Source organism: Methylobacterium sp. E-041, from assembly GCF_022829665.1.
In the GTDB taxonomy this organism is placed as follows: Bacteria; Pseudomonadota; Alphaproteobacteria; order Rhizobiales; family Beijerinckiaceae; genus Methylobacterium.
Genome location: NZ_JAKSYQ010000066.1, coordinates 1 through 9,745, shown reverse-complemented (window position 1 = coordinate 9,745; position 9,745 = coordinate 1). Strand labels below are relative to the sequence as shown.

Below are 9,745 nucleotides of genomic sequence, written 5' to 3'. Positions count from 1 at the left end.
CGGGAACGCATCAAGCGCCAGACCCTGATGGATCGCCGCTTGCGCCACCACGCGCAGGCTGCCTAACCTCTCACCCCAGATGGACCAGAGCCTCCGCTCCTGAACACCGCTGAATGTCCCAAATCATCTGACGACGGACAGACAACGCCTAGCGGCTACCGCTTCCGCTTTGAGGCATCTACGGCATCGCGTGCTAAGCGCGCCGCTCTCTGCCGAGCCAGGTTCGTCTCAGCCACGTTCACCGGCGGCTCCTCAGCAGGCATGGAGATGGGTTGGCTCTGCTGCCTAGCGAAAGCCGCTTCGGCTTGCTTCCACTCTTCGCTGTGATTTTTGGACAAGATGTGTTCCTCGGGTTGAGGGCAGCCCCGGCCTCAGCGCTGCACCGCCTCGATATCGTCCTCGTAGATCGAGTCCGGCTGGCAGGCGTGCCACTGCTTATTCTCGTCGGTCTGGCCTTTACGACCCCAGCAGTAGCCGGCTTGTGCCAAACGCCCGCTCAGACGGTCCCGGAGGCGGCACTGCTCGCGGATGATGTCAGGATCTCCTGAACCCTCGCACGCCCGCTCTACCAGCCCGAGACCGTGCCGGGCCAGTACGCTCGGACGGCCGCAGAGTTCGCCCCCGGCGCGCTCATCGGGGCCGGGGGTGTGGTCCGCAAGGTTGCCGAGACCGTTGTCCCGGCGGTCCTTTCGGAGACGGCCGGCCAGGCGACGAAAGGGACGCAGCCCGAGCCCTACGCGCGGCTGATGGCGGCGATCGCGGGCAACGTCGGCACTGCGGCGGTTGCGGCGCGCGCCGACGCGCCGGCTCGTGCGCCCGGCACCGCTGCGGGGCGTGTGACGCCAGCGTAGTTCGACCAGGCGCAGGCGCTGGCCGAGCGCGTGTGGCAGGTCGGCCCGCGCACGACGGCGGCGCAAGTCGGGCCGGCGATCCAGGACGGGCTGCATGACGTCTATCAGGGCCGCGAGGGGATGCGCGCCGCGCTCGCTGAGCGGGACTACGCCGCTGCGCGCGAGGCGCCGGAGGGCATCGGCATCGAGTGGATGATCGACGTGGAGCGGCCGGGCGAACCGATTGTCACCCATCCGGCCTACTCGCGCCCGCAATTCACGGACGCCGCGCCGCGCTCGCTCGAAGCGATGACGAAGGCCGACCCGGCGAGCGCCGGCCCTAGGCCGGAGAGCCTCGCCCGCTACATCGCCCGCAATGGCGGCCTCGCCCTCGACGGCGACCTGCGGTCTCAGGACTTCCACCGGTTCAACATCCCCGGCGCTGGCAACGTGGCGCGCGAGGGCGGCAAGCCGCTGGACAGCTTCTGGCGCGAGCACCTGATCGAGCACGGCTACCTGAAGCTTGATGGCGATGGCGGCATGGCACGGGACATCCGCGGTGAGACGCTGCTGCAGCAGGGGCTATCCGCGCTGAAGACGCAGGGGCGAACGTTACTGACGAACGCCGGCGATGCGTCCCGCCGTGCCTACCTCGGACGCAACAACGCGGCGCTCGCGGACATCCTGTCGGCGCCGGACAGCGTCCAGCAGATCCGCGCCATCGCCGCGCGGCGGGCCGAGACGCCGTTCGCTGATGCCTTCATGCGGATGGCGGTCCAGGCTCCGGCCGCGGGGCGTGCACGATGACCTACACGCTCCACCGGCTCGCCGCCGGAAGTTGCGACCTCGTCCTCGACGGCGTGATCGTCGGCAGTGTGGTCCGGGAGGTCTCGGCCGACGGCGGTCATCGCGCCTGGCACGCCGAGCTTCTCGACGACCTGCCGCCGGATCAGCGCCCAAGCCCGTTCATCAAGATCGAGCACGCCTTTCCGGCGCTGGACGCAGTGACGGCTTGGCTCGGCGGCGCGGTGGTCGAACGCGGTTCTAATGCACTGATTTCGTGAGATTTTATGAGTTAAGATCTGAAGCATCCACAAGGCCGGCTTGGGACAGAGGCATCGGCCATCAATTAAAATTGCCACGGAACGCCGGAGATCCAAAATTACAACACCCCTTAGATTGTCTTATCTATACACTATAATGAAGCAATTCTAGGTTGATTTGCAGGGTTGTGTGATATATCCGCCTTCGGAAGCGGAGGTGATAATGGATTACTTCGAGGCTTTGCCTGAAAATTGCCCAATAGATAAGGCTAAAGATGAGGCTGTGAGTGCAGTCTGGCGTGTTGTCTCCCAGGACCCCCCAGGCGCAGAAGACTTTTTGTCTCTTGCGGCGCTTGGCGTTGCTTGTTCCGAAATCGGTGATCCGTGTAGGCATGCGTCTTGCTCGATGTTTAAAAGTAAAATCAAAGCATTAAATATAGCGCGTCGTTTACCCAAGGCGCGCGTTCCGGCTCCGCATCTGTCTTTATGCGAAATTAAGATTGGACATGGTAAAAGCTATACCAACAAGAAAAAACATGTCGATTTTTGGCCCTACGCTGGTTTCGATCCAGCTCAAATTGTATTGAGCACGCAGTCAGTTGATCTAGCGGATCAGATGCCATGACCAATCGCAGAACCGCGGTTTACATTTCTACGCTAGTTTACATGAATGAGCCGCAGCTATTGTTGCTTCGCGCTGGTAAAACGAATGTCGTCGCACTGGCTATACCATCGCCACCCCAATCGGCCATGTTCGTCGCAACAACAGTGACGCAAAAAAAAAGGCAGGACTATCTAGATGAGCAAGTAGATCTCAGATTTTTGTTTGAGTACGCGTCAAAGCGTACGGGCTACGGCTTCAACTTGTTAAAAATGAAAAACAAAAAAATCGTAATGGAGCCTTGGGATGGCCCGTTTAGTGAAGATGTATTGCCGGGTCCACGATTCTTTGCAAGCAACCATACCGAGGAAGACGAAAATGAAACAGAAAATGCGGAGGACAAAGAAAAGATATTAGTCGATGGTGAATGGGATATGCCTGACTTCGGTACTTTTTATAGTCGGTACGCTGATGTGTACTATTTTGCTTCAAGCGTCTCCGAATATGAGGATGACGAAACACCAAAAGATCTCAAAGTTAGTATAGAAAGCGCTTACCGAGAAAAGGCTTTCAGAGGAGGTTTCAGTTATGTGCATTTTTATAATTCTCTAGCGGCAAATCGAGGTCGTCGGCAGCGGCTTGGCATCGACGAGATGCAGTACGCGTCGCCTGGATTTATTAACATAAGCGGAGAGCGCGACGCTTTCGTTGAAGTAAGAAAGCTAATTACAGATTTTCTAAAAAATAGAAAAAGCGCAAAAGAAAAATATGACGGGCTGTATAAATTTTTGTCAGATGCTGATTTGCTAATGCTTTCTGGCGACGATTACAAGCGACCAAAAAGTGTTTCTGACATAATTCTAAGATCTACATCTAGTCTTTCTGAAGAAATCGGAATAATGAACACGGAAGCAATTTTGAAACTAGTCAACGATAACCCGCTTGTCTTTGCTAAAGTTATTCTCTCTTTCTACAGAAGATTGGAAGAGGCGGCGAAATACGTTGCTCAGGGGAGGGTGAATTTTTCTTAGATCTAGTATTTCGCTGTAAAACCGAATGCGTTGAAGATAGCTAGATATGATTTGCGCTGGCGCCCATAATGGCGTTCGTAATGCGGATGCCATGGGTCTCGCCGGATGTGGGCCGGCGGGGATAGGGGCGCGGACGGGGCGGCGCAACGCGGCTGCCGGCCGCCATCACCCCTGCCGCGCTTGCCGGTTGACGAGGACGTCGGTGAACGGCTTTGAGAGTACGTGCCGGCCCGACGCTTCGTAGATCTCCACCGTCCAGGTCGACCAATCGCGCGGCGCGCTGACGAGCATCAGGTCGATCGCGACCCGCTCGGCGTGGAGGCGCATGAGCGCCCAGGTCGGGAGGCGTTTGCCCTGGATCGCGGCTCAATCGTCCTGCTCCTCCGTAGGCGGCTCATCCTCACCCAACCAGATCCCTGCGAACGTCAGGGTCGCGGTGTAGACGGTGAGGTTTCTCTCGCTGCGAACAAGGACGGTGTAGGCCTGCTCGTTCCCGTCCTCTGGCACCTTGTCCCTAGCGATGGCTGGAAGCGCATGCATCGCCTCCAGACGAACGTCGTCATGCCCTTTGCACTCATGCCCGATCGCATCTCGGTGCATTTTGCCATCGTAGAAGTCGAAGAAGTATCGAGCCATACGCGCCTCTTGGACCCCAGCCTAAGGGTGGGCAAACGGCTAGCGCGTCAGACGTTTCCGTCCGAGATCGAACGAAACGGCTAGGGCGTGCGCCTTCCGACCGACAACGCGTTCAGTCCACCGGCGGAAAGTGCTCTATAAATCGTACGCCATCCCATAGTTCGACAGCGTGACCGTCTACGAGAGCTCGGGCCTGAGATAATGCAGTAGGGTCGTCGTTGGCTATTAGCCTCACCATTCCAACGAGATTGCCGGTTTTCCCTAAAAATATAGCGCTGTAGCGAGGTGGCCTTGGCAGCTTGTCAAGGCTTTTGAAGCTGATCTTCTCATCGCTTGACATCATTGTCCCATTTGCGGACACTAATTATTATTTTATTTTATCCGCTAGGATCGATGGCATTGGTAGATTTTTATTGCAATCGCCTACGCTCCAATTTCCTCGGTATTGCAAAAAGGCGCGCCGGGTAAGGGCGCGCTAAGGTAGATTCGGACGGGCCGTGGAAGGGGCAGGTTCTGTCGGCTCACGAGCACGTGCGCTCGCCGGACGGCTTGGGCTTCGCCGTTGTCTCAGTCATCGTCTCTCCCGCTGCAGCAATGCCAGCGATGCAACTAACAAGGCGCAGGTGCGCAACTTAACGGCGGCTGCCTCTTTAAGCTGCTGATCGGCGTTAGCTACGAGAAGCTTGCACGATTGCACAACCGTCTGTGTGGCGAGCACGACGTTGTGCCCCTCCATGACGCTGGCAGCAATCATCTCGTCGGTATCCAGCATAGCGTGCCTCGGCGCCCATTGAGCATCAGTCTCGCGACTTTTGGCAATGCAGGCGCGGGCGCTTTGTATCCCCGCTTCAGGGCGTCGAGCGCGCGGCCGCCTACGGGAGAGCTGTCGTCCCCGACGCTCACTGGATCATCGCCGAGCCGGGCACGAGCTCCAACAGCACCGCGAGCTTCATCAGGCCCGCGTCGGTCATCTCCTCATCGTCGACGTGCCACAGGCTCAATTCGTCGCCGGCTGGCTCTACCCGCAGGCCGATCGCGCGGAGGGCCTGAGCGACCTCGTGACAGGGGTCGTCGGTGACGGTCTCCGCCTTCGACAGGTCGCTGGTGTTCGGGTTACTCATACGACTGGTCCCGACACACCATCCATCGTTCCTACTCCACAGCTTCCGGATGCGGGGCTGGAGTGCCGCAATATGCCCTTAGGATCAGCGGGCACCCATCGTGATTTCGACGATGCACGAGCAAGCGCTTCCCGACCGCTGTGTACGATCCAGAGACTGCAACACGGCCGTGGCAGGCTGGACAGCGCTTCCCGGCTTTGGCGTAAATGCCCTGAGCCTCAATGAGGCTGACAAGCTTCCAGGCACCATCGACCTTCACTTCGCAGTGGTTCGCATCCGGCTTTGTCATAGCCCGACGTGGCACGCCGGCCCCTCCTCAGCCAGTGCGCAGCGGCCACGATTTTGAAGGTGATCCGTCGGAAGCGGGCCGGACGGAACAGACTCGGTGGCCACTGCTTTGCCCGTGCACGACATCATGGGAGCGAGACGATGATCGACGCTGACACACCGCAGCCAGGCGACGAGCCGGCGCCGATCGGTGATCCGACACCGGGCCCTCAGCAGCCCGAGGGCGATCCGCCGCCGAGCCCAGCGCCTACGCCGCAGATGGATGACGAGGCGGCGATCGAGGAGACTGAAGAGCAGCCGAGCTAAGCCGCCCTCAATCCCTACGCATCCGGTATCTCGCTCCGGTCGCGTCTGTGAAGATGATTGGGGCTGCGATGGTGGGATCGGCCGCGGTAGTCACGGCTGCGGTCATTGCTTAGGTGCCGACGACTAGCTGCGATTGCTCCAGCGCTACGGCGGTGAGCGCCGCAACGGTGATCGCGGACCACAATCCAGCTACTGAGACAGTCGGGACTTTCGGCACGCACGCACCTTCACGGTTGATCGTTGGATGCCGGTGATCGGCTAATGAGGCTGATCCGCGGCTGGCGTTCAATCCAGAAAGACGAGGACGCCGTCGACGTCGAGAATGTCGCGCTGATCCGCGCACCAACGCTCAGCACCGAGCCGCGAGATTTCCCGCGCGGCTGGCGCCAACAAGATCGCGGTTGATGCAGGTGAGAAGGTCGATCGGGGCTCGCCTTCATACTGACAGGGTGCGATGGTTCGTGCTGATATAATAAAAGGACGTGTCAACGATGCCGATGGTTCAGCGCACCGCAAAACTGATTCAAAATTTAGAAATGGAGTTAGAATTAGTCGATCCGTCCAATGTCGCCGATTACCTAAATAATAGCCAAAATTATATTGAGGATATAAAAATTTCCTATGAGATTGACCCGGAAGTGATGAGAGCGGTTGAGACTGTGCAAGCAAACATTTCAGCTGTATCCGCTACCATGCGCCAGTACGGGATGCACAACGAGCGAGGGCATAGCGAGGTCGAGACTATGCGTCAGAGCGCCTTGTTGGCCATCAAAGCTCTCGCGAAGCACCTGGAGCACACGAAGCTGAACGAGCGGGGCAACGCGCTCGGGGTGTAGCTACGCACTTGGGTTGCTACCACAGGCGCAGCAGGTACCCGCCGGCCAACACGAGGACGATGAGGGTCACGGCCGATAGGGCGATTTTCTGCGCCAACCCTGACTCACGCTGGGTGCCGCGCCGGTTTGTAGTTCGGGGCTTTAGGGCGACGATCTTCGGATTGGAAAGATGCTGCGTCAGGCTATCAGGCAGTCTGCGCTTTGATGGTCCCCTGGGCATGCTCACCTCTCTACGACTGCTTCGCCGTGCCGCGCGTCGGGTGTCTCAAAGATCAGGCACGTCCGCGTCAAGCCAGTCCGCAGCTGCCTTCAGGTTCTGGAACTTGTGCGCCTCGCTCGTGAAAGGCGCCGGAAAGGGCGGGCTGTCGGCGAGCGGTTCGGCTGTCCAATCGCCTTCGTACCCGTCTCTCGACACATCGCGGACCAAACTGCCGACCACTTCGCCGCCGAGGACGAGATCGAAGCTGCCGGGGGCGAGACGTTTGAGGGTGTAGGGCATCGACATCTCCGAGGGCAAAGGCGCACGACGAAACCCCCGCTGCCTTGCTGGGCGCAGGGTGATGCAGCGCTGCTGCTTCCGCAGCGCTTCCGCAGCTTTGCCAAAACTCTAGGGCAAAACTGCTAAGTCATTGAGAAAATTGGCGCACCCGACACGATTCGAACGTGTGACCTTTGCCTTCGGAGGGCAACGCTCTATCCAGCTGAGCTACGGGTGCTGACCGTGCCGATTTCCTAGCCGATGCCGCTGCGCGGCGCAACGGGGCTGTCGCGGGGTCGAAGGCCGGGGGGATGACGGCGTGGGTCGCCGTTGCCGCGGTCCCACCGATCGGCGAGGCGTCACGGCGCACGTCGCTGTCCGCGGCGCTCGGTGCGCATCGCGCCAGGGTGCCCTGGGCCGGCGAAGAGGGGGATCGGGGTTCTGCGATCCGAGCGAGGCTTCGCACGCCATCCGGGCAAAGTGTTCGAGCGATACCGGTATCCTCATACTGTGGCCCAAACGGCAGACCCGGCGAAAGACGGCACGGCCATCTTGTATCGGCCATGTTTCTGATTGTTTCTGGCGGGCATCCGCGCTGCGACGCTCAGCGCGCAACACCGTTCGAAGCGCCGGCGATGCAGACTCGTCTCGACCGACATCATCCTCCCGCCCTCACGGCCCCGACGCATTCGGGGCCGGCAGGCGGCGCCCTGGCGGCCGTGAGCATCGCGCGGCCCGGTGGGGCGCTGGCGAACCTGCAACTCCTGCGGGCATTCGCGGCGAGCCTCGTCCTGGTGCACCACGTCGCCGTGTATGCCCAGGCGCTGCGGGGCGCCGCCCGGCCGTTCGCGACCCTCGACACCCTGATGGGCGTCTGGGGCGTGGCGATCTTCTTCGCCCTGTCGGGCTTCCTGATGGCCCGGCTCGTCACCCGCGATGCGCCGCTCGTCTTCCTCGCGCATCGGGTCAGCCGCATCTTCCCGACCTACGTCGCGGTGGTGGCGTTGTTCGCCGGCCTGTTCGCGGCGCTCGGCCTGCAGTTCGGCGGCGTGTCCGTGCTCGCCCTGTCCCTCGCGCCCGGAGGCGCGCGAAGCTCGCCCCTCAACGTGGAGTGGACGCTCGCCCTGGAGCTGTCGTTCTATGTCGGCCTGTTCCTCCTGGCCTCGGCCGGGCAGGCGCGGCGCCTCGTTCCCCTCGCCGCCGGCTGGCTCGTCCTGCTGGCGGTCGCCTTTCCGCTGCTGCCGCCCGACAGCCGCAGCCTAATGCCGCCGCCGCTCTACCTGGTGCCGGTCACGGCGGCCTGTGCGCCCTTCGCGGGCGGCCTGCTGCTGCCGCGGCTGATCGCGTCGGGCTGGATGCGTCCGGCGACGGCGCTCCTCGCCCTGCCCTTCCTGGTGCCCTGCGTCTTCGTCGACACGGCGGCCGCGCGCTGGCTCGGTGGCGTCGCCGCGGTGCTGATCGTGGGCGCCGCCGTCACGGCGCCGCCCGTCCGCCGGGAGGGGCCGGTGGCGCGGGGGACGATCGCGCTGGGGGATTGGAGCTACGTGCTCTACCTCGCGCATCCGCCGGTGCTGCTGCTGGCGGGCTGGGCTTGCCCGCCGGACTGGTCGGGGCCTGCCTATGCCGGCGTCTGCCTCGCGGGCTCGCTTCTGGCCGCCACGCTCCTCGGGCCCCTCGACGTCGCGTTCTATCGGCGCGTTCGCGGGCGGATCGACGCTGCGGGTCCGGTCGCGCTGAGGCGGGGCGTGACCGCCTTCCTCCTCGTGTTCACCGGTTGCGCCCTCTGGGGCAGCGCCGAGACGGCGCGGAACGACTGGGCCGAGAGCCGGGCCCGCGATGCGGTCGCCGCCCTGCCCGCCCAGGCATGGACGTCGCGGGCGGCGGCCGTGGCGGCCATCGCCGCGCGGGGCCTCGCCCTGCCCCCCACCCTGCGAACGGCCGTCGAGACGGTGGAGCGCATCTCCCCAACGGAGCTCCTGGTCGGGGCCTACGCGCTGGATCCGGACCAGCCGAGCCGAAGCCTGCATCTCGCCCTGTTCTGCGCCGGGCGCCTCGCCGCCTTGGACAAGCCGCGGCGCTTGCGCCGGGACCTCGCGGCTCGGCCTGGCTTCGAAGCGATGGGCGAGCGGCGGATCGGCTATCGCCTGCGCATCCCTGCCGATTCCTGCAGCCGGGACAACGCGGTCGCGGCGCTCGTCGACGAGACCGGCCTGATGGCGGCGCTCGCCGTCCCGCGAGCCGGGTGGTGATCGGGATCCACGTCGGCGGCGGCGGCGGGCGATGACCGGCATGCGTCGTGGCGATGCCGGGCCCTGGTTCGTCGATTGCATCCGCGTTCCGCCGCGTCGCCGAGCGCGACGCCGCCACCTGTGATCCGAGCCGAGGAGCGCACATGCCGACGCATCACGAGATCCCGGCCACCCCCGACAAGATGGTGCTCGGCTACTTCGACGCCGCGCTGCCGCCGGTGCTCGAGATCGCGTCCGGGGACACGGTCACCCTCCATTCCTTCCCCGCCGGCGGACGCGAGTCGCTGCATCCCGATCCCGCGCGGGTCTCGGCCGAGCACCTCGCG

Annotated in this window: 14 protein-coding genes, 1 tRNA gene and 1 pseudogene; 9 read left to right on the top strand and 7 right to left on the bottom strand. The window is 62.5% G+C overall.

Features of this window, described 5'->3' with window-relative positions; all coding sequences use genetic code 11:
- Window positions 1-371: 371 nt before the first annotated feature.
- A complete protein-coding gene (locus MKK70_RS05865; protein WP_243946331.1) occupies window positions 372-947 on the bottom strand; it encodes a hypothetical protein in 576 nt (191 codons plus the stop codon).
- 24 nt (window positions 948-971) lie between these two features.
- On the opposite strand from MKK70_RS05865, the gene MKK70_RS05860 reads away from it, so the two are divergent.
- The 4 genes from MKK70_RS05860 to MKK70_RS05845 all read left to right on the top strand — a co-directional run bounded on the left by MKK70_RS05860 (window position 972) and on the right by MKK70_RS05845 (window position 3,505).
- Window positions 972-1,637 (top strand): hypothetical protein, encoded by a 666-nt coding sequence (locus MKK70_RS05860; protein WP_243946329.1) that lies wholly within the window; start codon window positions 972-974, stop codon window positions 1,635-1,637.
- Window positions 1,634-1,894, top strand: coding sequence for a hypothetical protein (locus MKK70_RS05855; RefSeq protein ID WP_243946327.1), 261 nt, complete (start codon window positions 1,634-1,636; stop codon window positions 1,892-1,894). Before MKK70_RS05860 ends, MKK70_RS05855 begins: the two co-directional genes overlap by 4 nt.
- 202 nt (window positions 1,895-2,096) lie before the next feature.
- Window positions 2,097-2,498, top strand: coding sequence for a hypothetical protein (locus MKK70_RS05850; protein ID WP_243946326.1), 402 nt, complete (start codon window positions 2,097-2,099; stop codon window positions 2,496-2,498).
- The gene (locus MKK70_RS05845) at window positions 2,495-3,505 is read left to right on the top strand and encodes a hypothetical protein (RefSeq protein WP_243946325.1); all 1,011 of its coding nucleotides are present in this window, start codon (window positions 2,495-2,497) and stop codon (window positions 3,503-3,505) included. Before MKK70_RS05850 ends, MKK70_RS05845 begins: the two co-directional genes overlap by 4 nt.
- Window positions 3,506-3,670: 165 nt before the next feature.
- Here MKK70_RS05845 and MKK70_RS05840 read toward each other — a convergent pair whose 3' ends face one another.
- From MKK70_RS05840 to MKK70_RS05825, 4 genes are all read right to left on the bottom strand, one after another.
- Window positions 3,671-3,865, bottom strand: coding sequence for a DUF6894 family protein (locus MKK70_RS05840; RefSeq protein ID WP_409568250.1), 195 nt, complete (start codon window positions 3,863-3,865; stop codon window positions 3,671-3,673).
- Window positions 3,866-3,871: 6 nt separating this feature from the next.
- Entirely contained in the window at window positions 3,872-4,141 is a 270-nt protein-coding gene (locus tag MKK70_RS05835; protein WP_243946323.1) for a DUF6894 family protein, read from the bottom strand.
- Window positions 4,142-4,712: 571 nt separating this feature from the next.
- Window positions 4,713-4,913 (bottom strand): hypothetical protein, encoded by a 201-nt coding sequence (locus tag MKK70_RS05830; protein WP_243946322.1) that lies wholly within the window; start codon window positions 4,911-4,913, stop codon window positions 4,713-4,715.
- A 127-nt stretch (window positions 4,914-5,040) separates the two neighbouring features.
- The gene (locus MKK70_RS05825; protein WP_243946321.1) at window positions 5,041-5,262 is read right to left on the bottom strand and encodes a hypothetical protein; all 222 of its coding nucleotides are present in this window, start codon (window positions 5,260-5,262) and stop codon (window positions 5,041-5,043) included.
- A 429-nt stretch (window positions 5,263-5,691) separates the two neighbouring features.
- Between MKK70_RS05825 and MKK70_RS05820 the strand changes: the two genes are divergently transcribed.
- From MKK70_RS05820 to MKK70_RS05810, 3 genes are all read left to right on the top strand, one after another.
- Window positions 5,692-5,856, top strand: coding sequence for a hypothetical protein (locus MKK70_RS05820; RefSeq protein ID WP_243946320.1), 165 nt, complete (start codon window positions 5,692-5,694; stop codon window positions 5,854-5,856).
- A 261-nt stretch (window positions 5,857-6,117) separates the two neighbouring features.
- On the top strand, window positions 6,118-6,261 hold the full coding sequence (locus MKK70_RS05815; RefSeq protein ID WP_243946319.1) for a hypothetical protein: 144 nt from the start codon (window positions 6,118-6,120) through the stop codon (window positions 6,259-6,261).
- An 86-nt stretch (window positions 6,262-6,347) separates the two neighbouring features.
- A complete protein-coding gene (locus MKK70_RS05810; RefSeq protein ID WP_243946317.1) occupies window positions 6,348-6,692 on the top strand; it encodes a hypothetical protein in 345 nt (114 codons plus the stop codon).
- Between the two features lie 265 nt (window positions 6,693-6,957).
- On the opposite strand, the gene MKK70_RS05805 is transcribed toward MKK70_RS05810, so the two are convergent.
- Window positions 6,958-7,191, bottom strand: coding sequence for a hypothetical protein (locus MKK70_RS05805; RefSeq protein ID WP_243946316.1), 234 nt, complete (start codon window positions 7,189-7,191; stop codon window positions 6,958-6,960).
- Window positions 7,192-7,331: 140 nt separating this feature from the next.
- Window positions 7,332-7,408 (bottom strand) — tRNA-Arg (locus MKK70_RS05800).
- 481 nt (window positions 7,409-7,889) lie between these two features.
- Here MKK70_RS05800 and MKK70_RS05795 point away from each other — a divergent pair.
- Together MKK70_RS05795 and MKK70_RS05790 are read left to right on the top strand one after the other, a co-directional pair.
- Window positions 7,890-9,419, top strand: a complete 1,530-nt coding sequence (locus MKK70_RS05795) for an acyltransferase family protein (RefSeq protein ID WP_243946314.1) — start codon at window positions 7,890-7,892, stop codon at window positions 9,417-9,419.
- Window positions 9,420-9,562: 143 nt separating this feature from the next.
- Window positions 9,563-9,745, top strand: a pseudogene (locus tag MKK70_RS05790) (amidase); the annotation flags it as partial.

Bases quoted from the DNA above. Each gene is read 5' to 3' on its own strand.
- MKK70_RS05855 (WP_243946327.1), top strand. From the start codon at position 1,634: ATGACCTACACGCTCCACCGGCTCGCCGCCGGAAGTTGCGACCTCGTC.
- MKK70_RS05850 (WP_243946326.1), top strand. From the start codon at position 2,097: ATGGATTACTTCGAGGCTTTGCCTGAAAATTGCCCAATAGATAAGGCT.
- MKK70_RS05865 (WP_243946331.1), bottom strand. From the start codon at position 947: ATGCAGCCCGTCCTGGATCGCCGGCCCGACTTGCGCCGCCGTCGTGCG.
- MKK70_RS05825 (WP_243946321.1), bottom strand. From the start codon at position 5,262: ATGAGTAACCCGAACACCAGCGACCTGTCGAAGGCGGAGACCGTCACC.
- MKK70_RS05820 (WP_243946320.1), top strand. From the start codon at position 5,692: ATGATCGACGCTGACACACCGCAGCCAGGCGACGAGCCGGCGCCGATC.
- MKK70_RS05830 (WP_243946322.1), bottom strand. From the start codon at position 4,913: ATGCTGGATACCGACGAGATGATTGCTGCCAGCGTCATGGAGGGGCAC.
- MKK70_RS05845 (WP_243946325.1), top strand. From the start codon at position 2,495: ATGACCAATCGCAGAACCGCGGTTTACATTTCTACGCTAGTTTACATG.
- MKK70_RS05810 (WP_243946317.1), top strand. From the start codon at position 6,348: ATGCCGATGGTTCAGCGCACCGCAAAACTGATTCAAAATTTAGAAATG.
- MKK70_RS05860 (WP_243946329.1), top strand. From the start codon at position 972: ATGCGCGCCGCGCTCGCTGAGCGGGACTACGCCGCTGCGCGCGAGGCG.
- MKK70_RS05815 (WP_243946319.1), top strand. From the start codon at position 6,118: ATGAGGCTGATCCGCGGCTGGCGTTCAATCCAGAAAGACGAGGACGCC.
- MKK70_RS05805 (WP_243946316.1), bottom strand. From the start codon at position 7,191: ATGCCCTACACCCTCAAACGTCTCGCCCCCGGCAGCTTCGATCTCGTC.
- MKK70_RS05835 (WP_243946323.1), bottom strand. From the start codon at position 4,141: ATGGCTCGATACTTCTTCGACTTCTACGATGGCAAAATGCACCGAGAT.